A 24,645-nucleotide genomic window follows, 5' to 3' on the forward strand; every position below is an offset into this window, starting at 1 on the left:
CGCTGACCGACACCACGACGTACGAGGGCCCCGGTGTCCGGGCGGACTGAACTGGTCCCCGATAGTTGGACCGGCTAACTAAAGGTTAGGCCGCCAGGGCCTGAGCTCGGTACTGCACCGGGCTCAGGCCCTCAAGATAGCTATGGACGCGTTCGTGGTTGAACCAGGCGATGTACTCATCCAGCCCTGCGGTGAACTCCTCGACGGTCTCGAACTCGGAGTGGGTGAAGAACTCCTCCTTCAGGTGACCGAAGAAACTCTCGATCACCGCGTTGTCCAGACAGTTGCCCTTGCGCGACATCGACTGAAGACCGTCGACCCCGGCGAGCAGCCGCCGCCAGGACACGTGCTGATACTGAAACCCCTGGTCGGAGTGGACCAGCGGGCTCTGACCAGGGGGCAGGGTCTTCAACGCCTCCCGCAAGGAGGTGTTGGTCAACTCCAGGTTCGGTGACAGAGCGGCCGTGTAGGAGATGATCTGCCGGTCGAACAGGTCCATGACCGGTGACAGGTAGACCTTGTGGCCCGCGACGGCGAACTCGCTCACGTCGGTCACCCATTTCTGGTTCGGCCCCTGCGCGGTGAAGTCACGCTCCAGCAGGTTCGGCGCCACCTGGCCCGCCTGGCCCCGGTAGGAGCCGTAGGGCTTCTTGCGGCGCACCCGGCAGACCAGGCCCAGCTGGTTCATGAGCTTGAGTACGGTCTTCTTCGCTACCCGCCACCCCTTCTTGAGGAGCTGGTCATGGATCCGGCGGTGCCCGTAGCGGCCCTTGTTCTTGTCGAAGAGCTGCCTGATCTGGGCCTTGAGCGCTGCGTGGGGATCCGGGGTTTGGAGTCGGGCCTGGTGGTAGAAGAACGTGGAGCGGGCCAGCCCAGCAACCCGCAGCAGCACGTCCAATCGGTGTTCGGCCTTGAGGGCGACCACAGCGTGAACCCTCACTCTGGTGGATGTTCCCTCAAGGCCCGCACTTTTCCCAGGTAGGCGTTCTGGGCACGCAGGAGCTCGTTCTCACGGCGTAGTCGTTCCAGCTCTGAGGCTGGCTCTTGTGGTGCGCTCTTGGGCGGGCGTCCTCGCTGCTTGGGGCGTAGCCCTTCTGAGCCCTGGGTGCGGTAGGTGCGCACCCACGATTCCAGCAGCTTGGGTGAGGACAGTTCCAGTTCCTTGGCCAGCTCGGTCTTGGGCTCGCCCGCCAGGAGGCGGCGCACCGCCTCGACCTTGAACTCGAAGGAGTAGGACTTCTTCGCTTGTTTGGTCACCAGCGCTCCCGGGCCGTGGATCCGCCACCGTCGGTACAGGCTTCGGACCGCCCATCGCGAGACCCCCAGAGAGGCCGCTACCGCGTGATCGGCTCTGCCTTGCTCGAACAACGCTATCGCTTGGTGGCGTTGGTCCTGGGTGAGTGAGCTGTTCGCTCTCATGGGACTGCTCCCTGGTCGATGGAACTGGATTTCCAGTCCAACTTCCAGGGAGCAGTTCAGACACCGGGGCCCTCGTAGGTCCAGCGGGGGCTACTCGGCCGCGAGAGGCATCGTGTAGACCTCCCGGTCCTCCTCCAGCAGGGCGACGCTGCCCACGCCGCCCTCCGCGAGTTCGGCCCAGTTCTCGCCCAGCCAGCTCTCGGCGTCGCCGCGCGACGTGAACGACTCGGTCGGCAGCTCCTCCGCCTTCGACTGGGCCCCGTCCGCCTCGTGATACCGCCACGTCCACGTCATGTTCGACCGCCCTTCGTCGCCGGTTCCACGGTGGGTACACCGCGATCCTGTGCCGAGCTTAACCAAGGCTTGGCCCACGATGCTGTTTACTTTTTCGGGTGCGTATCCGATTTCTGGGGACAGCGGGTCACACGGGCTGGCCAGCCCCACAGTGCACCTGCTCGTCCTGCAACAAGGCCCGCGCGGATCGCCGACTGCCGCTGAGGGTGACCGTCGACGACCGTTTCCGCCTGCGCGAGTCCGGAGCCGTGGGCCCGGTCCCGCCGGGGTACGCGGTGACGCCCACTCCGGACGGCGTCCTGGTCGAGAGCGCCGACGGCGGGCGTCTGCTCTACGCCCGTTCCGGCCCGGGGCCGCTGCCCGGGGGGCCGCCCGCAGAAGCCCCGCCCACGGGGTCGTCGGTGTACTCCTCCGCGCCCGAGCAACAGGTGGACATGGTCATCGTGGACGCCGCCCAGCGCCCGGAGATCATCGGGGAGCTGCGCCGTTCCGGAGTGATCGGGGTGACCACCGCCGTGGTGGCTGTCGGCGGCGACCACCGGATCCGCTCCCCCGAGGAGTTCGCGCGGCGCGCCCGCCTGTGGGGCGCCCTGGTACCGGGGGACGGCAGCGTCGTGTCGTGCCCGCCCGCCGTGTGGCCGGAGTCGCGTCCGCACGGACCGCACCGGACCCTGGTCACCGGCGGGGCTCGTTCGGGCAAGTCCACCGAGGCCGAGCTGCGCCTGCTGGCCGAGCCCCGGGTGGTCTACGCGGCCACCGGACCGGTGGCCGCCCCCGACACGGACCCGGAGTGGGCGGAGCGCGTCGCCCACCACCGTCGGCGCCGCCCCTGGTGGTGGCGGACCGAGGAGACCACCGATCTCGCGCTGGTGCTGAGGAAGGCGCGGGGCGCGGTCCTGGTCGACTGCCTGGGGACCTGGCTGACCTCGGTCATGGACGAGGCCGGCCTGTGGGAGGAGGAGCCGGCCGGGGACGCCGAGGAGCGGGTGGAGGCGGCCGTGCACGAGCTGCTGGAGGCCTGGCGTTCGACCCAGGCCTACGTCGTGGCGGTCACCAACGAGGTGGGGTCGGGTGTGGTTCCGCCGACCCGCTCGGGTCGGATCTTCCGTGACCAGCTCGGGCTGCTGAACCAGTGGGTGGGCGCCGAGTCCGAGGAAGTGGTGCTGGCCGTGGCCGGGCGGGTGGTGGAGCTTCCGTGAACGGTGCCGACGCCGTGGCCGGTGCCCGGATGGCCGTGGGCACCTTCACGGTCTGGCCGGTGCGGGTGGACCGGGTGGACCGCGCCGTAGCCGGTTGGGCGATGTGCTGGGCACCGGCCCTGGGCGCGCTGCTGGGCGCGGTCACCGGGGCGACCGCGGTGGCCGGTGCCTGGTGGGGCTGGTCGGCCCCGCTGGCCGCGCTGCTCGCGGTGGGCCTGGGCGCGCTGCTCACCCGGGGGCTGCACCTGGACGGGTTGGCCGACCTGGCGGACGGCCTGGGCAGCGGTCGGCCAGCCGAGGGAGCGCTGGAGGTCATGCGGCGCTCCGACATCGGCCCGTTCGGGGTGATCACCCTGCTGGTGGCGGTCGGCGCCCAGGTACTGGCCCTGGCCCAGCTCCTCGAAGCCTCCCCCTGGGCCGCCCTGGCCGCCGCCGTGGCGGCGGGCGCGACCGGGCGGTTGGCGGTGACCCTGGCGTGTTCGCCGCGGGTGCCCTCGGCCCGGCCCGACGGGCTGGGTTCCTTCGTGGCGGGCACGGTGCGGCCGCTGCCCGCCGCGGCGTGTTCGGCGGGGGTGCTGGCGCTGTGCGGGCTCGGGCTGGTCCACTCCCCCGCCTTCGCCGCGGCCTGCGCGGCCGGGACGGTGCTGGGACTGCTGGCGGCCGGGCTGCTGCTGCGCCGTGCGGTGCGGCGGTTGGGCGGTCTGACCGGGGACGTCCTGGGCGCTCTGGTGGAGACGGCGGCGACCGCGGTCCTGCTGGTGGCGGCGGCCGCGAGCGGGTGGCTGTGAAGGTCTCCGGGGAGCCCCACCAGGCGGTTTGTACTGACCGGTAGCCTTCCAGGGCGGCCCAATGTCGCCATCATCACATTTTTTCACACGGGGTTTCACGCTGCCAGCGCCCGGACAGGCGCGCGTCCGCGCCGCCAACCGCGTGCGACACACCCCGCGAGGGACCAGAGCCCCCTCATGGCGCGGACGGCGACGGACCCACCGGGGGAACACCCCCGCACTCCCGGGTGGCGCGGAGCGCCGTGTCAGACCTCCGGGAGCGCGGGGCGCCGCGTCCCCGCCGGGGGCGCGAGAGGACTAGCATCGAGGACGTGAGCACGACGTTGTCAGTAAACACGGAGTCCCCCAGTTCGCTCGACGCCGACGCGGTTGTCGTCGGTTACCACTCCGGAGGCGACGCCCCGGAACCCGCGTCGGGCGCTCATTCCGTCGACGCCGCCTTCGCCGGCGGCCTCGGCTCGACCCTGTCGCTCCTGGGAGCGAGCGGCGCACCCGAGGAGGTGCACACCATTGCCTCCCTCGGAGCCGTCAAGGCCCCGGTCGTCGTCGCGGTCGGTCTCGGCCCGGCGCCCGCCGAGGGACCCGTCGACTCCGACGTCCTGTCCCGCGCGGCCGGTGCCGCGCTGCGTTCGCTGAGCTCGCGCCCCGAGGGTGCGGGCCGCGTCGTTCTGGCCCTGCCCGCCACCACCGCCGACCAGGCCGGTGCCGTGGCCCTGGGAGCCGAACTCGGCGGCTACAGCTTCGACCGCTACCGCACCGGGGAGAAGGCCGAGAAGAAGGCCGCCCTGCCCGCTGCCTCGCTGACCGTGGTCAGCGAGGCCGACGGCGCGGACGACGCCGTCGAGCGCGCCGCCGTCCTGGCCCAGGCCGTCTCCTTCACGCGCGACCTCGTCAACACCGCCCCGGCCGACCTGGTCCCCGAGGACCTGGCCGCCGCGGCCCAGGAGATCGCCCAGCAGACCGGGCTGGAGATCGAGGTCCTGGACGAGCGCGCACTGGCCGAGGGCGGATACGGCGGCCTGACCGGCGTCGGTCAGGGTTCGGCGAACCCGCCGCGCCTGGTCCGCCTGTCCCACAGCCACCCCGAGGCCACCAAGACGGTCGCCTTCGTCGGCAAGGGCATCACGTTCGACTCCGGTGGCCTGTCCCTCAAGCCCTCGGGCGGGATGGAGTCGATGAAGTCCGACATGAGCGGCGCCGCCTCCGTGCTCGCCGCCATGCGCGCCATCTCCTCCCTGGGCCTGAAGGTCAACGCGATCGGCTACCTGACCGTGGCCGAGAACATGCCCAGCGGCACCGCCCAGCGCCCCTCCGACGTCCTGAGCATCTACGGCGGCAAGACCGTCGAGGTCCTCAACACCGACGCCGAGGGCCGTCTGGTCATGGCTGACGGGCTGGTCCGCGCCCACGAGGACCAGCCGGACCTGATCGTGGACATCGCCACGCTGACCGGCGCCCAGCTGGTCGCGCTCGGCACCCGCGTGTTCGCGGTCATGTCCAACGACGACGCCGTGCGCGACGAGATCGTCGCCGCCGCCACCGCCGAGGGCGAGGCCTCCTGGCCGATGCCGCTCCCGGCCGAGCTGCGCGCCGGCCTCAACTCCTCGGTCGCCGACATCGCCAACGTGGCGGCCGAACGCTGGGGCGGCATGCTCTCCGCGGGCATCTTCCTCCAGGAGTTCATCGAGGAGGGCACCAAGTGGGCCCACCTCGACATCGCCGGGCCCTCCTTCAACCAGGGCGGCCCCCACGGTTACACCTCCAAGGGCGGTACGGGTGCGGGTACCCGCACCCTCGTCCGCATCGCCGAGGACTACGCCCGCAAGCAGTAGTCCTGCGAGGTGGGGGCGGCACTCCCGAGCCGGTGTGCCGCCCCTTCCCCGGCAGCCGCGGTCCCCGTTGACACGCCGCCCCCGGCGGTAGCGGACCGCGGTCTTCCACCACCCATCACCAGCCACCACAACTAGGAGTTCGTTCCCGTGAGTGAGAGCGGCGGCACCTTCGACCTCGTCGTCCTTGGCGGCGGCAGCGGCGGCTACGCGGCGGCACTGCGCGCCGCCGAGCTGGACATGAGCGTCGTCCTGATCGAGAAAGACAAGCTCGGCGGCACCTGCCTGCACCGCGGCTGTATCCCCACCAAGGCCCTCCTGCACTCGGCCGAGGTCGCCGACTCCGCCAAGGAGAGCGAGAACTTCGGTGTCAGGGCCACCTTCGAGGGCATCGACATCGAGGCCGTGCACAAGTACAAGGACAAGGTGATCAGCGGCCTCCACAAGGGCCTGAGCGGGCTGATCAAGTCCCGCAAGATCACCGTCGTCGAGGGTGAGGGCAAGCTCACCGGCAAGGACGAGGTCACCGTCGACGGCAAGGTCTTCAAGGGGAAGAACATCCTCCTGGCGACCGGCTCCAAGCCCAAGACCCTGGGTCTGGAGATCGACGGCGAGAAGGTCATGACCAGCGACCAGGCCATGGAGCTCGGACGCGTCCCCGAGTCCGTCATCGTCCTGGGCGGCGGCGTGATCGGCGTGGAGTTCGCCAGCGTGTGGCGCTCCTACGGCGCCGACGTCACCATCGTCGAGGCCCTCAAGCACCTGGTCCCCGTCGAGGAGGAGTCCAGCTCCAAGCTGTTGGAGCGCGCCTTCCGCAAGCGGAAGATCAAGTCCGAGCTGGGCACCCCGTTCGAGTCGGTCAAGACCACCGACTCCGGCGTGGTCGTGACCCTCCAGGGCGGCAAGACCCTCGAGGCCGAGGTCCTGCTGGTCGCCATCGGCCGCGGCCCGGTCTCCGAGGGCCTGGGCTACGAGGAGCAGGGCATCACCCTGGACCGCGGTTTCGTCCAGGTCGACGAGAACCTGCACACCGGCGTGGGCAACGTCTACGCCGTCGGCGACCTCATCCCGACCCTCCAGCTCGCGCACGTCGGCTTCGCCGAGGGCATCTTCGTCGCCGAGCACATCGCCGGGCAGAACCCGCCCGCGATCGACTACGACGGTGTTCCCCGCGTCACGTACTGTGAGCCTGAGGTCGCCTCCGTCGGTCTCACCACCAAGGTGGCCAAGGAACGCGGTCACGACGTCGTCGAGATGAACTACAACCTGGCGGGCAACGGCAAGAGCCAGATCCTGCAGACCCAGGGCGCGATCAAGGTCATCGCCGAGAAGGACGGCCCCGTGCTGGGCGTCCACATGGTCGGCAGCCGTGTCGGCGAGCTCATCGCCGAGGGGCAGCTGATCTACAACTGGGAGGCCCTGCCCTCCGAGGTGGCGCAGCTGATCCACCCGCATCCGAGCCAGTCGGAGGCACTGGGCGAGGCGCACCTCGCGCTGGCGGGCAAGCCGCTGCACGTTCACGACTGACCGCTTCACCCCCGGGGGCGGGCCCCACGGGCCCGCCCCCGTACACATCCGCGCTGCCCATCAAGGCCTGGGCAGGTACCGCGTCCAGATCCAACGAGGAACTCATGCCGACTTCCGTTTCCATGCCCGCCCTGGGTGAGAGCGTCACCGAGGGGACCGTCACCCAGTGGCTGAAGAACGTGGGCGACACCGTCGAGGTAGACGAGCCGCTCCTTGAGGTCTCCACCGACAAGGTGGACACCGAGATCCCGTCCCCGGTGGCCGGTGTACTCACCAAGATCCTCGTCGACGAGGACGAGACCGTGGAGATCGGCGCGGAGATCGCGGTCATCGGCGGTGAGGGTGACAGCGCCGACGCCGACGCCGACGCCGCGCCCACCGCCGAGGAGCCCGCTCAGGAGGCCGAGCCCGAGGCCGAGCCCGAGGCCGCCCCGGCGGCCGAGGAGCCCGAGGCCGAGGAGCCCGCTCAGGAGGCCAAGCCCGAGCCCGCTCCCGAGGCCCCGGCCTCCGGTGGTTCCGACTCCGACGGTCCCGGTACCTCCGTGACCATCCCCGCCCTGGGTGAGAGCGTCACCGAGGGCACCATCACCCAGTGGCTGAAGAGCGTCGGCGACACCGTCGAGGAGGACGAGCCGCTCCTCGAGGTCTCCACCGACAAGGTGGACACCGAGATCCCGTCCCCGGTGGCCGGTGTACTCACCAAGATCCTCGTCGAGGAAGACGAGACCGTGGAGATCGGCACCGAGATCGCGATCATCGGCGGCGGCTCCGGTTCCGCCGCCACGGCCCAGCCCGAGGCCGAGCCCAAGAGTGAGCCCGAGGCCGAGCCCAAGAGTGAGCCCGAGGCCGAGGCCAAGAGCGAGCCCGAGCCCAAGAGCGAGCCCGAGCCCGCCCCGGCCGCCCAGTCCGCACCTGCTCCCGCCGCACGTGAGCAGGACGCTGGCGCCCCGTCGGTGGACATCGAGACGCTCAGCGGCACCGGCCAGGCCTCCGGCACCGACGCCGTGACCGAGGCGTACGTGACCCCGCTGGTCCGCAAGCTCGCGGGCGAGCACCGCGTCGACCTGAGCCGCGTCTCCGGCACCGGCGTGGGCGGTCGTATCCGCAAGCAGGACGTGCTCAAGGCCGCCGAGGCCCAGCGTTCGGCCGCCGCGGCCCCGCGCAAGGTCACCTCGGACACCTCGGTGCGCGGTCGCACCGAGAAGCTGAGCCGTCTGCGCAAGTCCATCGCGGACCGCATGGTCGAGTCGCTGCGCGTGTCCGCCACGACCACCCAGGTCATCGAGGTCGACGTCAGCAAGATCGCGCGCCTGCGCGACCAGGTCGGCGCCGACTTCGCCAAGCGCGAGGGCGTGGAGCTGAGCTTCTTCCCGTTCTTCGCGCAGGCCGCGGTGGAGGCCCTCAAGGCCCACCCGAAGGTCAACGCGGTGATCAACGCCGCCGACCAGACGGTGACCTACCACGACGTCGAGAACCTGGCCGTTTCGGTGGACACCGAGCGCGGCCTGCTCGCCCCGGTGGTCAAGGACGCCGGTTCGCTGAACCTCGGCGGCCTGGCCCGCGGCCTCACCGACCTGACCGAGCGCGCCCACACCGGCAAGCTCGGCCCGGACGAGCTGGGCGGCGGCACGTTCTCGATCTCCGAGACCGGCCACACCGGTGCGCTGTTCGGCACGCCGATCATCAACCAGCCGCAGGTCGCGATCCTGGAGACCGGCGCGGTCGTCAAGCGCCCGGTCGTCGTCGAGGACGAGGCCATGGGCGGCGAGGTCATCGCGGTCCGGTCGATGGTCTACCTGTCGATGGCGCACGACCACCGTCTGATCGACAGCGCCGACGCCGGCCGCTTCCTGCAGACCGTGAAGGAGCGCCTGGAAGAGGGCGCCTTCGAGGGTGACCTGGGTCTGTCCTGACCCGGGTCCCCGCCAGGGGAGTTTTCCTCGGCCCGGGCCGGGCACCGTGCGACGGTGCCCGGCCCGGGCCGCTTCTCGTTCGGGTACGCGTGACGACGGTCTCCCGTCCGGTAACGGCCTCCGGGTTGACCTCAACCTCACTTGACGTTCTACCGTGGACACACCCCCGCGGAACCCATGCCCCGGACAGCCCCAGACGAGGAACCACATGCAGCAGGAGAACCTTCGGATCACGGTCGTCCTGGGCGGCAACCTCAACGGCCGCACCGGACCCGTGGTCTCCAACTGGTTCCTCGACCGGGCCGCCTCCCGCGAGGGCGTGACCCTCGACGTGCTGGACGTGGCCGGACTCGACCTGGGCGACGGCCACGGCACGTCCTCGGACTCGTTCCCCTCGCGCATCGCCGCCGCGGACGGGTTCGTGGTGGTGACCCCGGAGTACAACCACGGCTATCCCGGACCGCTCAAGAGCGCGATCGACACCGCGCGCAAGGAGTGGTTCGCCAAACCGGTCGCGTTCGTCTCCTACGGCGGCATGTCCGGCGGCCTACGCGCCGTGGAGCAGCTGCGAGCGGTCTTCGCCGAACTGCACGTGACGTCGGTGCGCACCTCGGTGAGCCTGCACAACGCACAGCGGATGTTCGGCCCCGAGGGAGCGCCCGTGGCGGAGCTGCGGGGCGCGGAGGACGCGGTCGAGGAGATGCTCGACCAACTGGTCTGGTGGGCCCTGTCCCTGCGCGAGGCCCGGACCCGCCGCCCGTTCCCGGGCTAGCCGCGCTTGCTTTCCGTCGCCCGCCACCGCCCTCGACGGACGGCCCGGCGACCGACAGGACTTCCCGGGCAATCCCGCCTCCGGCGCCCGTAGGACCCCGCCAGTGCCCTCAGAGGCCGAAAAGGTGGACGGGGCGGCGCCTGAACGGCACCGCCCCGTCTTTCTACCCCACCAATCACCATCCCCTGATGATCCCCATCATCAAAGGTCTGCGGGTAAGCGAGCCCCAGCCAGCCCGACAGGGCGTCGCCCACGGTAGCCCCGCGCTGACGCGGAGTTCCATGTCCCACACTCAACCTAGAAGACCCGCCCCCTCCGCGCAGTGCTTTCGCCGAAAAAGCCGAGAAAACTTCCGGGCCTGCTCCAGGGCCGGGCGAGAGCAGGCAGCCCACCGGTGCTGAAAGTACGGCTGGGCGGGTAGACACCTCCTCATGAGAGTGGCGATCACGGGTGCGACCGGACTGATCGGCGGGGCGTTGACGGACTCCCTGCTCGAGGACGGGCACACGGTGGTGCGGTTGGTGCGCCGACTGCCCCGGGACACCCGGGTTCCCCGGTTGGAGGAGGCCGAGTGGCGGGCCGAGCAGGGGCGCGTGGACACCGTCGCCCTCCAGGACGCCGACGCCGTGGTCCACCTGGCGGGCGAACCGATCGGCCCCACCCTGTGGACCCGGCAGCGCAAGACCGCCATCCGCCGCAGCAGGGTCCGCGGCACCCAGACCCTCTCCCAGGCCCTGGCCGGGATGTCCACGCCCCCTCCCCGCCTTCTCAGCGCCTCGGGGATGCACTTCTACGGGGACACGGGCGGAAGCGTGGCCACCGAGGAGAGTCCGCCCGGCAAGGGTTTCCTGGCCGGGGTGTGCCGGGACTGGGAGGCGGCCACCGCCCCCGCCGAGGAGGCGGGGCTGTCCGTGGCGCACCTGCGCACGGCCGTGGTGCTGGCCCGTTCCGGCGGGCTGCTCCGGCATCTGCTGCCGCTGTGGCGGCTCGGGCTGGGCGGGCGGCTGGGCTCGGGGGCGCAGTACATGACCTGGATCGCGCTGGTCGACCAGATCGGCGCGATCCGGTTCCTGCTGGAGCGGCCCGAGATCACCGGTCCGGTGAACATGTGCGCGCCCGAACCGGTCACCAACGCCGCCTTCACCGAGGCGCTCGGTCGGGCCCTGGGACGTCCGACCATCCTTCCGGTTCCGGCGACGGCGATGCGCGCGGCGCTGGGGGACTTCGCGGAGGAGACCGCCCTGATCGACCTCAGGGCGCGGCCGAAACGCCTGGAGGAGGCGGGGTATTCCTTCCTCCTACCCACCGTCGACAGTGCGCTTTCCGACATCCTGCCCAGACCCGCCCCTCCCGCCGGGAGGTAGGTTGGTGGTGTGAGTGATCTCGTTTACGCATGGCTGGGCGACACTCCCGTCCCGTACCACCAGGGCTGGGATCTCCAGAAACGGCTCCACCAGAGCCGCGTCGCCGATGAGGTGGCCGATACGGTCCTCTTCCTGGAGCACGAACCCGTCTACACGGCGGGCAAGCGCACCGGGAGATGGGATCGTCCCATCACCGACCCCGGTGCTCCCGTCGTGGACATCGACCGGGGCGGGAAGATCACCTGGCACGGTCCCGGCCAGCTCACGGTGTACCCCATCGTCAAGCTGCCGGACCCGATCGACGTGATCGCCTACGTGCGCATGCTCGAGGAGGCGATCATCCGCACGCTCGCCGACTACGGCCTCACCGGCCGCCGGGTCGAGGGCCGCACCGGGGTCTGGCTGGACGCCGATCCCGAGCGCGGACTGACCGAGCGCAAGATCGCCGCGATCGGCTGCCGCATCGCCCGTGGGGTCGGTATGCACGGCCTGGCGTTGAACTGCGATAATGACATGTCGTGGTTCGACCGGATCGTCCCCTGCGGGATCTCCGACGCGGGGGTCACCTCGCTCACCAACGAACTGGGGCGCGCCGTCACCGTCACCGACGCACGGCCGCGTCTCGAACGGCACCTGGCCGACGTCCTGGGCGCGGCGGAGTACAGCCACACCGACGGCAGCGGAATGCTCTCCGACGCCACCGCCCTGGGATGACAGACCACACCATGAGCCAGTCCCCATCGGGACGTGTCGCCCCCACAAGGGGCGCGAGGGTCCCCGTCAAGGGGTACAGAAGGGAACGGGTTCGCGTTGACCATCGCTCCTGAGGGCCGCAAGCTGCTGCGCGTGGAGGCGCGCAACAGCGAGACCCCCATCGAGAGAAAGCCGCCGTGGATCAAGATCAAGGCGCACATGGGGCCGGAGTACACCGAGCTCCAGTCCCTGGTCAAGGGCGAGGGCCTGCACACCGTGTGCCAGGAGGCGGGCTGCCCCAACATCTACGAGTGCTGGGAGGACCGCGAGGCCACCTTCCTCATCGGCGGTGACCAGTGCACCCGGCGCTGCGACTTCTGCCAGATCGCCACGGGCAAGCCGAGCCCCCTGGACAAGTTGGAGCCGACCAAGGTCGCCACCTCCGTCCAGAAGATGGAGCTGCGCTACGCCACCGTCACCGGCGTGGCCCGCGACGACCTCGAGGACGGCGGCGCCTGGCTCTACGCCGAGACGGTCCGCAAGATCCACGAGCTCAACCCCGGTGGCGGCGTCGAGCTGCTCATCCCGGACTTCAACGCCGACCCCGACCAGCTGGCCGAGGTCTTCAGCTCGCGCCCGGAGGTCCTGGCGCACAACGTGGAGACCGTACCGCGGATCTTCAAGCGCATCCGCCCGGGTTTCCGCTACGAGCGCTCCCTCAAGGTCATCACCATGGCCCGCGAGGCCGGTCTGGTCACCAAGTCGAACCTGATCCTGGGCATGGGCGAGACCCGTGAGGAGGTCAGCGAGGCCATGCGCGACCTGCACGAGGCCGGCTGCGACCTGCTGACCATCACCCAGTACCTGCGCCCCTCCAAGCTGCACCACCCGATCGACCGCTGGGTGAAGCCGCAGGAGTTCGTGGAGCTGGGCAAGGAGGCCGAGGAGATCGGCTTCGCCGGGGTCATGTCCGGCCCGCTCGTGCGCTCGTCCTACCGCGCCGGAACCCTGTACAAGCAGGCCCGCGAGAAGCGGGACGCCGAGGCAGCACAAGCCACAAGCAACGCATAACGGCTGATTAACCCGAGTCGTGACCAACCTGGAACGGTGGCCCCAGGGCCACCGTTCCGCATCCCGGGGTCCGGACGCATATCCTGGTGTCTCCATGGCGCCGGGCACGCCCCAGCGGCGCCAGAGGGCGCCGCACCGTAGGTCGATCGCGAAGAGGAGGCAAGGCAGCACAGGGATCTCCTTCCCCGCCGATCCGTTCGGTGTGCGCTGCCTGAAAGCACGATGGCGAAGAAGTCCGACAACACGACCGCCGGTAAGGGTGGCGAGAAGCAGCCGGGCCGGTTGAAGCAGATCGGCATGGTCGCCAAGGTCGTGCACAAGCAGAGCCCGCGTACGATCCCGATCGCGGTCAGCGTGGCGATCCTGATCTTCGCCGTCTTCATCGGTATCGGTATCTGGACCGGTTCCTGGATCATCTGGCCGCTGACCGGTCTGCCGGTCGCGTTCCTGGTCGGTTTCATCATGTTCACCCGCGCCGCCCAGCGCGTGCAGTACCAGATGCTGGACGGGCGCCTGGGCGCCGGTATGGCGATCCTGGAGAACATGCGCGGCAACTGGGTGGTCGAGCCGGGCGTGGCCGCCAACAAGCAGATGGACGTCGTCCACCGCGTGGTGGGCCGTCCCGGTGTGGTCCTGGTCGGCGAGGGCGACCCCGGTCGCCTCAAGGGCCTGATGGCCGGGGAGAAGAAGCGCGTCGCCCGTGTCGCCCACGACACCCCCATCTACGACTTCAAGGTCGGTAACGGCGAGGGCCAGGTGCCGGTGTCCAAGCTCCAGCGCACGCTGGTCAAGCTGCCCCGCAACCTGGACAAGTCCGGCACCGCCGAGCTGAACTACCGGCTTAAGGCGCTGCCCGCCGCGATGCAGATGCCCAAGGGGCCCATGCCCAAGGGGGCCAAGCTGCCCAAGGGCATGCGCGGCAACAAGGCCGGAGGCTGAGCCGCCCCCTCCCGGCGGACCCGACGGGGCCGGCGCACCTGGGTCGTTCCAGGGTGCGCCGGCCCCGTTCGCGTGTGTTGGGTCCGGGTGCGCGGGGGCCACGCCCGGCGGCCCCGTTCAGTCCCTCTCGTGGCTGATGAGGTCTCCCGGCTGGCACTCCAGCACTCGGCAGAGCGCGGCCAGCGTGGAGAAGCGGATCGCCTTGGCGCGGTCGTTCTTGAGCACGGACAGGTTCACGACGCTGACGCCCACCCGCTCCGCGAGTTCGGTGAGCGTCATACCCCGCTCGGCCAGGAGCTTGTCCAGGTGAATCCGGATACCGGTGGCCTCCTCCGGCGGCATCAGACCAGCCCTTCGACGTCTTCGCGCATCCTGGCGCCGCGCCGGAAGACCTCGGCGAGGGAGGCCAGAAGCAGCCCGACCAGGACCCCGATCACCGGCCCCGAGCCCAGCCCCAGGTCGAAGGCGAGCAGCGCCACCTCGTCGGCCGGAACCCGGTCGGCCCACAGGGCGGTGTTGGCGACGGCCTCCACCAGGGGCAGCACCAGTGAGCCGACGAGGACCGCAAAGGCCACGGCGTAGACACGGCGCACGTTGGCGGGCACGAACGGGTCCCCGGAGCCCAGGCCCTGGAGCACCCGCAGTACCAGGTAGACCACGAACAGCCCGAGGGCCTGCTGCACGAGCGCGGGAAGCGCCAGCAGAAGGCGTTCGAGGGTGTCGGGGTTCTCGAACACGAGCACCAGCGTGTCAGTACCGCGCACGCTGACGTCCTCGCTCAGGAGCGTCAGGTCGGGCACCGCCCGGGCGACCTCGGACGTGTGGTGGACGGTGATCTGGTTCATCCATTCCATGGCCCCGACCGATATCACCGGCAGGATCCATAGGACGGTGGCCCCGAAGGACAGGGCCAACAGGAGCAGCACCAGGAACAGAGTGCCCTGGAGGAGCAGCGAATCCGCTCGAGTCCAGCGGATCCGGGGACGGTGTGGAGACGGCATGCCCACCTCTATCTTATCGATTATCGATATTAACGATAAACGATAAGAAGCACACATGGCAAAGGGGCGGTGACCCGACCGGGTCACCGCCCCCTGGAGAGGCGTCACACGGGCGCCAGCGGGCTCAGGAGCAGCTGACCGTGTCCTCGGCGGCCGAGGTGGACTCGAGGTCGTCCAGTGAGGCGCCTCCGCCGCCTTCGCCCTCGTCCTCGCCCTCGCTCGCGGTGGTGGCCAGACCGCCCCAGTCGACCCCGCCCATGACCAGTTCCAACTCCTCGCCCAGTGAGGGCTCCTCGACCACATCGGCGACCGCCAGGGCATCGGCCAGGACCTCCGCGTGCTCGGCCCGGTCGGGGCCGTGGTAGACGGTGGTCGCGTCGGGTGCGCCCGGTTCGGGGTTGGTGGCCTCGGTCACGACGAAGCCCTCCGCCGACAGCAACTGCTCGATCTCACTACCCAGCCCGTCGATGCCGGTGTTGTTGAGCACCCGCAGGGACACGTCGGAGGGTTCGACGCCGCCCCCGGACTCCTCCTCGTCCGTCCCCCCGTCGTCCCCCTCGGTCAGCTCGCCGGCGGCCACCGCCGCGAACAGCTCCTGCGCCGGTACCTCGTCCAGCATCACCTTGTTGTCATTGGGGGGGTACTCCACGACCGGGGCGGTGACCATGTTCATCCGGCCCAGGTCCACCTCACGCATGGCGATGGCCAGTTCGGTCATCTTGTCCACGGTGAAGCCGCTGTCGGTCGTGAGGCTGTCGGTGATCGAGTCCAGGAAGCCGTAGAGACTGCTGGGGCTGGACAGGACCTCGCCGTCGGTGACCTCGCGCAGGATGGCACCGATCATGCGCTGCTGGTTCTCGATCCGGTCCAGGTCGCTACCGGTCTCCGTGCTCTCCCGAGAGCGTGCCAGGCCCAGGGCCTGTTCGCCGTTGAGCTCCTGGAGTCCGGCGTCCAGCTGCAGGTGCGCCTTGGGGTCGTCGATCGGCTCGGGGACGCACATCTCGATGTTCCCGACAGCGTCGACGATGTTCTCGAACCCGGCGAAGTCCACCATGACCATGTGGTCCAGGTGGATGCCGGTGACCGTCTCCACGGTGTTGCCCTGGCAGTCCATCCCCCCGTAGACCATGGCGTGGTTGACCTGGTCGACGCCGCCGTTCCAACCGCCGCCCTCCCCGCCGCCCTCGCACGGCGGGATCTCGACCATCGTGTCGCGCGGCAGGTTGACCATGGTCACCCCGCCCCGGTCGACATCGATGCTGACGACCACGAGGACGTCGGGGCGGATGCCGTTGAGCTCGTTGTAGCTGGCGTCGTCCCCCGCGCGCTCGTCGGTGCCCAGGAGCAGGATGTTGTGCAGTCCGTCCACCTGGGCGGGCCGGTCGCCCCAGCCGTCGGGGTCGACGTCGGCCGTGGCGATACCGAAGACGTCCTGGTAGACGGTGTAGCCGGCCAGGCTCCCGGCGATGACCACGCCGGTCATCGCGCACGCCGCCCACTTGCCAAGGCTCATCTTGGCGGCGGCCGTAGACACGTTTCTTGGGGCCAAGAGGGCACCTGCGATCCGATCTGGGACATGAGAGGAGAGTTGCCGCCCGGTGAGGGGCGCCGCGGCGGGAGGGAACCGTGCGACTACCCGGACGTAACCCACCGGATGGTACCGGACCGGTCTCGGTGCGTCAGATCACGGCCGTCGGTTCGGGGTGGGCGATCGCCCACCCCGAACCGACGAACAGCTCCCGCGGGAATTCGGCGACCGCGCGTGATCACCACTGGTGGCGAACAACTCCCCCACGGGAAAGCGAGGAGTGCCGACGGAAATTCACGGAAGACGCGTCCGGAGACGAAGACGGAAAGGCACTACCGGCACGTCATACGTTTTCCGCGACCACTACCGAAGCCGTCTCCCGTATCTGACGCCCTCACGCCCCGGTGAGTTCCACGGCCCGTTCCAGAACCGCCGCCATCTCCTCGTCCGCCCCCGGGGCCGGGCCCTGCGCGTCCTCAGGCAGTTCGGGTTCGAGCCTGACGCTCTCCGGCCCGGCACAGCCGAGGGCCACGAGTCCGACGCACAGGGCGGTGGCGGCAGCAGTCAGAGACACACGCAGCCGAGTGGAGTTTGGGGGGTCATTCCTGAACATGGCGCCCTTTCCGGGGCTGGAGTGGGAGTGGCGAACCACTAGCGGACACAGGGCGTCGAACCATGACGAACGCAAAGCACGGGCCGGTTCGGTGGTGGCCGCGGGCCGGTGCGGGCAGGCACCAGCCAGCAGCCCCACATCGGAGCCGACGGGTGGCGCCTCGGCGACCGCGACGGGGCCAGCGCGGGCCCCGCCCCCGGGGGGCAGTTCACTCCGCATGGGGTTCTCCGCTGGGGAAGGGGATTCCCCAGAAAGACAACAGGACGTTGTTCGGGAAAGACCGCCCGCACGGAGGAACGGCGAACCGCCTCTTCGGGGGTCCTGAGCGATGGACGGAAAAGAAAACCGGCGGGCCCTCGAAGGGCCCGCCGGAATGCGCGGCTGAATACGCTGGAAAGTAATGCCCTAGCAGGCGCTTTCTTTCTTTTCGGCGGTCTTGCCACCGAGGTCGTCGGTGATGGACAGCTCGCTCTCGGACGAGGAGCCGGTGTCGAAGCCGTTCCAGTCGGCCCCGGCGACCAGTTCGAGGGTCTGCTCCAGGCCCTCGACCTCCTCGGTCACGGCGTTGCTCAGCTCACCGGCGAGCAGTTCGGCCGCGGCCTCCCCGCCCGGGCCGTGGTAGACGGTGGTGAACTCGGGGGCGCGCAGCTCCGGGTTGCCCGTGCCGGTGACCACGTAGCCGTCGTCGACCAGGACCGCCTGGATCTCCAGGGCCAGGCCCTCGATCCCGGTGTTGTTGACGACCTCCACCGAGATGTCACCGGGGGACGGCGCGCCGTCGTCGGCCTTCTCCTCGTCCTCGTCGTCTCCACCGGCCAGGTCCACGCCGTTGTTGATCGCCTCGAACAGCGCGGGAGCCGCGTCGCTCATGATGATGCGGTTCTTGTCCGCGGGATGCTCCCCGTTGGGGACGGTGACGAACTGGACCCGGTCCAGGTCGACCTCGCGCATGGAGATCGCGATGTCGGCCATGGTGTCCACGGTGAGGTCGTCGTCGGTGGTGATGGAGTCGGTGACCGCGCCGAGGAAGTTGGTGATGGTGATGGGGCTGGTCATCACGTCGCTGCTGAGCACCTCGCGCAGCATCGCGCCCATGAACTCCTGCTGGCGGTCGATCCGGGACAGGTCGCTGCCGTCGCCCTGGGCGTAGCGCGAGCGCACGAACCCCAGCGAGTCCTCACCGTCCAGGGTCTGCAGCCCGGCGTCCAGCTTCAGATGGGCCTTGACGTCGTCGATCGGCTCGGGGATGCACATCTCCACACCGCCGATGGCGTCCACCATGTCCTTGAACCCGCCGAAGTCCATCATCACGAAGTGGTCCAGATGCACCCCGGTGACCTGCTCGACGACCTTCCACTGGCAGCCCACCCCGCCGAAGTTCATCGCGGAGTTGATCATGCCGTGCTGAGCCGACATGCCCTCGTACCCCTCCACCGCCTCGCAGTCGGGCAGGTCGACCATCAGGTCGCGGGGCAGGTTCACCAGGGTGGCGGCGCCGTTGTCCACGTTGATGCTCGCGATGAGCATCGTGTCGGGCCGCTCACCCTCGGCGTCGCCGTAGTCGGCGTTCTCCCCCGAGCGCACGTCCGAGCCGATGATCAGGAGGTTCATCACCCCCTCAACGCTCGTGGGCCGGTCCCACTCGTCGGTGTCCACCTGGGCGGTCGTGATGTTACCGATCAGGCCCTGGTACCAGCCGTAACCGCCCAGACTCGCGATGATGGCCAGGGCGGTGGCCACACAGGCGATCCACTGGCCGGCGGACAGCCGGGCGGCGCTCAGGGCGCCTGAGGTGTGGGGGGCGGAGCGTCTTCCAGCCATGCGAACCTTCGAGGGTGCGGTGAGACCTGAGGGGGCGGGGTCAGGGCAGCCAGGGCGTGTCCCAGGCGCGGATTCCGCCCGAAGGCGGGGAAACGTGAAAGGACACGGCCCGAGGTCGCGGGGCCCCTGCGAAAATACCGTGAACGGATGCTAACAGCAGCTCGGAAAGGGTGCGCACGGCTCGAAACCACGCGGGAGCGGGCTTCGGTACCACTGGTGAGCGGTCAGTAGCGGGTCGCGATCGTCCCCGCGGCGCGGTCGTGTAGACCACGGGTGTCACGGTCGTAGACCACGGCCGGGATCACCAGGCACAACAGCAGGGTGCGCAGGGCCATCGACACGAACCAGGGCCAGCCGCGCTCCCCGGTCGCGGTGATACCGACCCCGACGATCCGCCGCCCGATCGTTGTACCGAACAGGGTCAGCAGAAGGATGTTCATCGCCGCGAACACCACCAGGGTGGAAAGGGTGGTGAAGTTGGTGAGCGCCAGGGCCTCGGGCTCACCGCCCGCGGCCGCGGCCGCCGCGACCTCCTGCCCGATCAGGCCGAGGTTGATCGCGCCCCACACGAGCATCGCGGAGATGCCCCAGTCCAGAGCGAGTCCGACCAGGCGGCGCACCACTCCGGGCACCGAACCGGTGCCTTCCTCGGGCAGGCCGAGCCGGTTGCCCCGGTAACGGAAGTCGTCTTCAGGAGGCGCGGGGGGACCGCTCCGACTCTTGTCGCTCATGGTTTTCACGTTATCCGCCGCCCAGCGCACCCTGCGCGCGGGCCCGCGCGAGCGCTGTGACGCGACAGGGAGACGACCGTGTCCCCCGTCACACCGAGGAGGTCGATGCGCCCTGATTTCACCATGAAACAGGCGGAATCACCGGGTCAACCGCCTTGGTCTGCGAAAACGGACAGCTCCGTAACATGCAGGAAACAATCGAGACACCGCGTGGAAATCACGCGCTCCTAGCTTCGACAAAGAAGCCGGGAGACGGCGCGTTGGTCCGACATGTCCGCGACGAAGCGGACCACGGACCCGCCGTCTCAGCCACCTGCACGGAGGTTCCGTTTTGTTCAGCAGCGCCGACGAGGTACTCGCCTACATCCGAGACGAGGACGTCAAGTTCCTCGACGTCCGATTCACGGACCTGTTCGGAGGCGTGAACCACGTCACCCTCCCGATCCAGAACGTGGACGAGTCCACCTTCACCGACGGCCAGATGTTCGACGGCTCCTCGATCCGCGGCTTCCAGGCCATCCACGAGTCCGACATGCTGCTGCTCCCCGACCTGAGCACCGGCGTCCTGGACCCGTTCCGCAAGCACAAGACGCTGAACATGACGTTCTTCGTCCACGACCCGCTCACGCTGGAGTCGTACAGCCGCGACCCGCGTAACGTCGCCCGCAAGGCCGAGGCCTACCTCAAGGGTTCGGGCGTCGCGGACACCGCGTTCTTCGGCCCCGAGGCCGAGTTCTACATCTTCGACGACGTCAAGTTCGAGACGCGTGCGAACACCGGCTACTACGAGATCGACTCCATCGAGGGCGCCTGGAACACCGGCTCCGCGATCGAGGGCGGCAACCGCGGCTACCGTCCGCGCTTCAAGGGCGGCTACTTCCCCGTCGAGCCGGTCGACCACTACAGCGACCTGCGCTCCGACATGGTGCAGACCCTGATCGAGTCCGGCATCGAGGTGGAGCTGCAGCACCACGAGGTCGGTACCGCGGGCCAGGCCGAGATCGGCATCAAGTTCGGCACGCTGCTCCAGCAGGCCGACAAGGTCCAGCTGTACAAGTACATCGTCAAGAACGTCGCCAACGAGGCGGGCAAGACCGCCACGTTCATGCCCAAGCCGCTCTTCGGCGACAACGGCTCCGGCATGCACTGCCACCAGAGCCTGTGGAAGGACGGCGAGCCGCTCTTCTTCGACGAGTCCGGCTACGGCCAGCTCTCGGACACGGCCCGCTACTACATCGGCGGCCTGCTCAAGCACGCCTCGGCGCTGCTGGCCTTCACCAACCCGACGGTGAACTCCTTCCACCGCCTGGTGCCGGGCTACGAGGCCCCGATCAACCTGGTCTACAGCCAGCGCAACCGTTCGGCCTGCATCCGCCTGCCGCTCACCGGTTCCAACCCCAAGGCCAAGCGCATCGAGTTCCGCGTGCCGGACCCGTCGGCCAACCCGTACCTGGCCTTCTCCGCCATGCTGATGGCGGGCCTGGACGGCATCAAGAACAAGATCGAGCCGCCGGAGCCGGTCGACAAGGACCTCTACGAGCTGCCCCCGGCCGAGGCCGCGGCCATCGAGACGGTCCCCGCGTCCCTGGACGAGGCCCTGGAGGCCCTGGAGGCCGACCACGAGTTCCTGCTCGAGGGCGGTGTCTTCACCAAGGACCTGATCGAGACCTACATCGACTTCAAGCGCACCGAGGAGATCGACTCCCTGCGCCTGCGCCCGCACCCGCGTGAGTTCGAGCTCTACTACGACATCTAAGCAGCACCCCTCGGGGCCGGTATCCGCACTGGATACCGGCCCCGAGTCGGTTCCGGGGCCGGTCAGCGGTGTGGTCGAGGTGCGGTCACGGCGCGGTCGGCACCCGGTGGCCCGCCGTACGGCCGCGATGCCGGGCGTACGGCTACCGTTGACGCGTGGCAAGGGACGGAAAGACCAACATGACAGCAGGCGTGCTCGCCCGGCTCGGTTTCAGCGACAGCACCCGGGCCCTGCGGCTGGTGACGGAGGCCGGGCTGGACGCCCGGGCCGACACCGACGTGATCGGCTCCCTCGCGGCGGCAGCCGACCCCGACCAGGCCCTGCTGGGTCTGCTCCGGCTGCTGGAGGCCTCGCCCGACCCCGACGAAGTGCTGGTGGCGCTGCGGGAGGAGGCGGACCTGCGGACCCGGCTGTGCCGGCTCCTGGGGGCCAGCACGGCCCTGACCGACCACCTGGTACGGCACCCCGGTGACTGGCGCGAGCTGCGCGGGGCCGACGCCTCGCGCACCCCCGATCCCGAGGAGCTGCGCCGGGGACTGATGCACACCGTGGGCGCACAACCCGACGAGGCCGCACCCGTCGCCGACCTCTCCCTGGGGCTGGGCTCCGACGAGGCCCCCTCGGCCGTGCTCCGCCACACGCTGCGGGTGGCCTACCGGCGCCGGGTCCTGCGGTTGGCCGGGCGGGACCTGACCGGGGTGAACACCGTCGACGAGGTCGCCGCGGAGCTGGCCGACCTGGCCGCCTCCACGCTGGACGCGGCGCTGGCGGTGGCGCGCGCCGAGGCCCCCGAGGACGCGGCGCTGTGCCGGCTGAGCGTCATCGGCATGGGCAAGTGCGGCGGCCGGGAACTGAACTACGTCAGCGACGTGGACGTGGTGTTCGTGGCCGAGCCCGCCCTGGGCGAGGACGGCCTTCCCCTCGACGAGCAGGAGGCCCAGCGCGCGGCCACCAGGCTGGCCACCGCGATGATGCGCATCCCCTCGGAGACCGACGCCGAGGGCACCCTGTGGGAGGTGGACCCGGCGCTGCGCCCCGAGGGCAAGAACGGCCCGCTGGTGCGACCCCTGGCCGGGCACCTGGCCTACTACGAGCGCTGGGCCAAGACCTGGGAGTTCCAGGCGCTGCTCAAGGCCCGGCACATCGCCGGAGACGTGGCCCTGGGCCGGGAGTACACCGAGGCGATCGCGCCCCTGGTCTGGGAGGCCTCCGGGCGCAAGGACTTCGTGGAGGACGTGCAGGCGATGCGCCGTCGGGTGGTGGCGCACATCCCCGCGGGCCAGGCCGAACGCGAACTCAAACTGGGCCCGGGCGGCCTGCGCGACATCGAGTTCTCCGTGCAGCTGCTCCAGCTGGTGCACGGGCGCTCCGACGACCGGCTGCGGTCCGGTAACACCCTCCAGGCGCTGGCCGCGCTGTCGGAGTACGGCTACGTGGGACGTAAGGACGCGGCCGGGCTGGCCGACGCCTACCGGTTCCTGCGCCGGGTGGAGCACCTGCTGCAGCTGGAGCGGTTGCGCCGCACCCACCTGCTGCCCGACCCCAAGGCCCCGGACGGCCCCGCGCAGCTGCGCCAGCTGGGCCGGGCGCTGGGCTTGACCGCCGACCCGGTGCGCGAGCTGACCGAGGCCCGCAAGCGGGTGTCGGCGGAGGTGCGCCGCCTGCACGAGAAGCTCTTCTACCGTCCGCTGCTGAACGCGGTGGCCAAGCTCCCCGAGGACGAGATCCGGCTCTCCCCCGACCAGGCGGTCGAGCGGCTGGGCGCCCTGGGATTCGTGGACCCGCGCGGGGCGCTGCGCCACCTGGAGTCGCTGACGTCGGGGCTGTCCCGGCGGGCGGCCATCCAGCGCACGCTGCTGCCGGTGATGCTGGGCTGGTTCGCCGACTCCCCCGACCCGGACGCCGGGCTGCTCGGGTTCCGGCAGGTCAGCGACTCCCTGGGCACCACACCCTGGTATCTGCGGCTGCTGCGCGACGACGTGCGGGTGGCCGAGCGGATGGCGTGGCTGCTGGGCACCAGCCGCTACGTGACCGAGCTGCTGCTGCGGGCGCCCGAGGCGGTCGCGATGCTGGCCGACGACGCCGACCTCAAGCGCAGGGAGACCGCGTCGCTGATGGCCGAGGCGGACGCCGCCCTACGCCGCTACGACACCCCGGAGGAGGCGGTGTCGGCGGTGCGCGCCCTGCGCCGCCGTGAGCTGCTGCGTACTGCCGCCGCCGACCTGCTGGGGGTGTCCTCGGTGGAGGAGGTCGGCCGGGCGCTGACCGGCATCGCCGCGGTGACCATCGACGCCGCCCTGCGCGCCGCCTACACCAAGGTGGTGGCCGAAGCGGGCGGCGAGGAGCTCACCCGGGTGTGCGTGGTGGCCATGGGCCGGTTCGGCGGCGGTGAACTCACCTACGCCAGCGACGCGGACGTCATGTACGTGCACGACCCCGTGCCGGGCGTGGACACGGGCGCGGCGACCAAGCAGGCCTTGGCGATCGTGCGGGAACTGGCCCGGCTGCTGGAGATGCCGCAGGCCGAGCCGCCGCTGAAGGTGGACACGGACCTGCGGCCGGAGGGCAAGAGCGGACCGGTGGTGCGCACCCTGGACTCCTATGCCGCCTACTACGGCCGCTGGTCCCAGGTGTGGGAGAGCCAGGCCCTGCTACGGGCCCGGCCGATCGCCGGTGACGAAGGGCTGAGGTCGGCGTTCATCGCGCTGATCGACCCCATCCGCTACCCGGACGGGGGCATCGAGCCCGCCTCCGTACTGGAGATCCGCAAGCTCAAGGCGCGGATGGAGGCCGAGCGGCTGCCGCGCGGCGCCGACCCCACCCTGCACACGAAGCTGGGCCGGGGCGGACTGTCGGACGTGGAGTGGGTGGCGCAGCTGGTGCAGTTGCGCCACGCCCACGAGTACCCGGACCTGCGCACCCCCCAGACACTGTCCACGCTGTCGGTGGCGGTGGCCCACGGTCTGCTGGCCGCCGACGACGGTGTGGTGCTGGAGGAGGCCTGGCGACTGGCGTCGCGTGTGCGCGGGATGGTCATGCTGGTGCGCGGCCGGGGCGGTGACTCGCTCCCGCACGACCTTCGGGTGCGCGCGGCGCTCGCCCAGGCCATGGGCTTCGGCGACGACAGCGGTGACGGTGAGGCCGAGGAGGAGGTCCCGAACCAGGAGGGTCCGGACCCGGAGGGCCCCGCGGAGCAGCTGACCGAGGCCTACCTGCGAACCACCCGCCGGGCGCGGGCGGTCATGGAGCGGGTCTTCTACGACGACTGAGACGGCTGAGCGGCACCGGGCGGAGCCACCCGGGCGGGCGGGGGAGGGAACATGACCGTGACGGTCAGCCCTCCCGTTGCTGATTCTCTGGTCGAACATCAGCATCCCGAACATTTCT

General features: G+C 70.1%; 21 protein-coding genes. 12 read left to right on the forward strand and 9 right to left on the reverse strand.

Features of this window, described 5'->3' with window-relative positions:
• Positions 1 to 85 precede the first annotated feature (85 nt).
• The 3 genes from HNR07_RS34370 to HNR07_RS14145 all read right to left on the reverse strand — a co-directional run bounded on the left by HNR07_RS34370 (position 86) and on the right by HNR07_RS14145 (position 1,713).
• Positions 86 to 940, reverse strand: a complete 855-nt coding sequence (locus HNR07_RS34370; protein WP_312893595.1) for an IS3 family transposase — start codon at positions 938 to 940, stop codon at positions 86 to 88.
• Complete coding sequence (locus tag HNR07_RS34375; RefSeq protein ID WP_221318717.1) at positions 937 to 1,257, reverse strand: helix-turn-helix domain-containing protein; 321 nt, start codon at positions 1,255 to 1,257, stop codon at positions 937 to 939. Before HNR07_RS34375 ends, HNR07_RS34370 begins: the two co-directional genes overlap by 4 nt.
• Positions 1,258 to 1,509: 252 nt before the next feature.
• The gene (locus HNR07_RS14145; RefSeq protein WP_184365391.1) at positions 1,510 to 1,713 is read right to left on the reverse strand and encodes a hypothetical protein; all 204 of its coding nucleotides are present in this window, start codon (positions 1,711 to 1,713) and stop codon (positions 1,510 to 1,512) included.
• Positions 1,714 to 1,919: 206 nt separating this feature from the next.
• Between HNR07_RS14145 and HNR07_RS14150 the strand changes: the two genes are divergently transcribed.
• The 10 genes from HNR07_RS14150 to HNR07_RS14195 all read left to right on the forward strand — a co-directional run bounded on the left by HNR07_RS14150 (position 1,920) and on the right by HNR07_RS14195 (position 13,808).
• A complete protein-coding gene (locus tag HNR07_RS14150) occupies positions 1,920 to 2,912 on the forward strand; it encodes a bifunctional adenosylcobinamide kinase/adenosylcobinamide-phosphate guanylyltransferase (protein ID WP_184365392.1) in 993 nt (330 codons plus the stop codon).
• On the forward strand, positions 2,909 to 3,700 hold the full coding sequence (locus HNR07_RS14155; protein ID WP_184365393.1) for an adenosylcobinamide-GDP ribazoletransferase: 792 nt from the start codon (positions 2,909 to 2,911) through the stop codon (positions 3,698 to 3,700). Before HNR07_RS14150 ends, HNR07_RS14155 begins: the two co-directional genes overlap by 4 nt.
• Positions 3,701 to 4,011: 311 nt before the next feature.
• Entirely contained in the window at positions 4,012 to 5,532 is a 1,521-nt protein-coding gene (locus tag HNR07_RS14160; protein ID WP_184365394.1) for a leucyl aminopeptidase, read from the forward strand.
• Between the two features lie 147 nt (positions 5,533 to 5,679).
• Positions 5,680 to 7,056 carry a dihydrolipoyl dehydrogenase gene (gene lpdA / locus HNR07_RS14165; RefSeq protein WP_184365395.1) on the forward strand — a complete coding sequence of 459 codons (1,377 nt, stop codon included), beginning with the start codon at positions 5,680 to 5,682 and terminating at the stop codon, positions 7,054 to 7,056.
• A 122-nt stretch (positions 7,057 to 7,178) separates the two neighbouring features.
• Complete coding sequence (gene sucB, locus HNR07_RS14170; RefSeq protein ID WP_246420958.1) at positions 7,179 to 8,969, forward strand: 2-oxoglutarate dehydrogenase, E2 component, dihydrolipoamide succinyltransferase; 1,791 nt, start codon at positions 7,179 to 7,181, stop codon at positions 8,967 to 8,969.
• Between the two features lie 208 nt (positions 8,970 to 9,177).
• On the forward strand, positions 9,178 to 9,741 hold the full coding sequence (locus HNR07_RS14175; RefSeq protein ID WP_184365397.1) for an NADPH-dependent FMN reductase: 564 nt from the start codon (positions 9,178 to 9,180) through the stop codon (positions 9,739 to 9,741).
• Positions 9,742 to 10,172: 431 nt separating this feature from the next.
• Positions 10,173 to 11,105 carry a TIGR01777 family oxidoreductase gene (locus tag HNR07_RS14180; RefSeq protein WP_184365398.1) on the forward strand — a complete coding sequence of 311 codons (933 nt, stop codon included), beginning with the start codon at positions 10,173 to 10,175 and terminating at the stop codon, positions 11,103 to 11,105.
• 9 nt (positions 11,106 to 11,114) lie between these two features.
• Positions 11,115 to 11,819: a lipoyl(octanoyl) transferase LipB gene (lipB, locus tag HNR07_RS14185; protein WP_184365399.1), complete on the forward strand. Its 705-nt coding sequence runs from the start codon at positions 11,115 to 11,117 to the stop codon at positions 11,817 to 11,819.
• A gap of 96 nt (positions 11,820 to 11,915) precedes the next feature.
• Positions 11,916 to 12,869 carry a lipoyl synthase gene (gene lipA / locus HNR07_RS14190; protein ID WP_184365400.1) on the forward strand — a complete coding sequence of 318 codons (954 nt, stop codon included), beginning with the start codon at positions 11,916 to 11,918 and terminating at the stop codon, positions 12,867 to 12,869.
• Between the two features lie 222 nt (positions 12,870 to 13,091).
• On the forward strand, positions 13,092 to 13,808 hold the full coding sequence (locus HNR07_RS14195) for a DUF4191 domain-containing protein (protein WP_184365401.1): 717 nt from the start codon (positions 13,092 to 13,094) through the stop codon (positions 13,806 to 13,808).
• Positions 13,809 to 13,925: 117 nt separating this feature from the next.
• Here HNR07_RS14195 and HNR07_RS14200 read toward each other — a convergent pair whose 3' ends face one another.
• The 6 genes from HNR07_RS14200 to HNR07_RS14225 form a co-directional block, all read right to left on the reverse strand.
• The gene (locus tag HNR07_RS14200) at positions 13,926 to 14,150 is read right to left on the reverse strand and encodes a helix-turn-helix domain-containing protein (RefSeq protein ID WP_017581659.1); all 225 of its coding nucleotides are present in this window, start codon (positions 14,148 to 14,150) and stop codon (positions 13,926 to 13,928) included.
• Positions 14,150 to 14,809 carry a DUF2975 domain-containing protein gene (locus HNR07_RS14205; RefSeq protein WP_184365402.1) on the reverse strand — a complete coding sequence of 220 codons (660 nt, stop codon included), beginning with the start codon at positions 14,807 to 14,809 and terminating at the stop codon, positions 14,150 to 14,152. Before HNR07_RS14205 ends, HNR07_RS14200 begins: the two co-directional genes overlap by 1 nt.
• A gap of 124 nt (positions 14,810 to 14,933) precedes the next feature.
• Entirely contained in the window at positions 14,934 to 16,322 is a 1,389-nt protein-coding gene (locus HNR07_RS14210) for an LCP family protein (protein WP_449407607.1), read from the reverse strand.
• Between the two features lie 409 nt (positions 16,323 to 16,731).
• Positions 16,732 to 16,911 (reverse strand): hypothetical protein, encoded by a 180-nt coding sequence (locus HNR07_RS14215; RefSeq protein ID WP_184365403.1) that lies wholly within the window; start codon positions 16,909 to 16,911, stop codon positions 16,732 to 16,734.
• A gap of 444 nt (positions 16,912 to 17,355) precedes the next feature.
• Positions 17,356 to 18,771, reverse strand: a complete 1,416-nt coding sequence (locus tag HNR07_RS14220) for an LCP family protein (protein ID WP_184365404.1) — start codon at positions 18,769 to 18,771, stop codon at positions 17,356 to 17,358.
• A gap of 224 nt (positions 18,772 to 18,995) precedes the next feature.
• Complete coding sequence (locus tag HNR07_RS14225) at positions 18,996 to 19,502, reverse strand: RDD family protein (protein WP_184365405.1); 507 nt, start codon at positions 19,500 to 19,502, stop codon at positions 18,996 to 18,998.
• Positions 19,503 to 19,833: 331 nt separating this feature from the next.
• Between HNR07_RS14225 and glnA the strand changes: the two genes are divergently transcribed.
• Both glnA and HNR07_RS14235 read left to right on the forward strand, forming a co-directional pair.
• The gene (gene glnA / locus HNR07_RS14230) at positions 19,834 to 21,258 is read left to right on the forward strand and encodes a type I glutamate--ammonia ligase (RefSeq protein WP_184365406.1); all 1,425 of its coding nucleotides are present in this window, start codon (positions 19,834 to 19,836) and stop codon (positions 21,256 to 21,258) included.
• A gap of 179 nt (positions 21,259 to 21,437) precedes the next feature.
• A complete protein-coding gene (locus tag HNR07_RS14235; protein ID WP_184372018.1) occupies positions 21,438 to 24,527 on the forward strand; it encodes a bifunctional [glutamine synthetase] adenylyltransferase/[glutamine synthetase]-adenylyl-L-tyrosine phosphorylase in 3,090 nt (1,029 codons plus the stop codon).
• The last annotated feature ends 118 nt before the right edge of the window (positions 24,528 to 24,645 follow it).

Source organism: Nocardiopsis metallicus (assembly GCF_014201115.1).
GTDB lineage: Bacteria > Actinomycetota > Actinomycetes > Streptosporangiales > Streptosporangiaceae > Nocardiopsis > Nocardiopsis metallicus.